This window comes from Candidatus Nanopusillus massiliensis, assembly GCF_920984865.1.
This window is the reverse complement of sequence record NZ_OV100765.1, coordinates 605,475-605,708: the sequence shown is the minus strand read 5'-3', so window position 1 is coordinate 605,708 and position 234 is coordinate 605,475. Positions and strand designations below refer to the sequence as shown.

Genomic DNA, 234 nt, shown 5'->3' with positions numbered 1-234 from the left:
GGAGAAGAGATGTAGAGTTTAATTATTATAATAAATTATTATTGAATATTTTAGAAAAATTAAAGGTATATAGATTTGTTGAAGAATATAATACTGAAGGGAAAAAGATAATTGCCAGGTTTTCNNAATATTTTAATTTTGGAAAAGCAATTCATCCCAGGTTTCCTGTATCATATAGAGAATTAGAAAGTTATGAAAAAAGATATTTAGCTGCAAGTGGTTTTGGAATATTAT

1 pseudogene (cut by both window edges) is annotated in these 234 nt (G+C 24.6%); it reads left to right on the top strand.

The features are described from left to right. Positions 1 to 234: pseudogene (gene rpsH / locus LUA84_RS03870) on the top strand (30S ribosomal protein S8) (it extends past both window edges: 55 nt to the left, 86 nt to the right).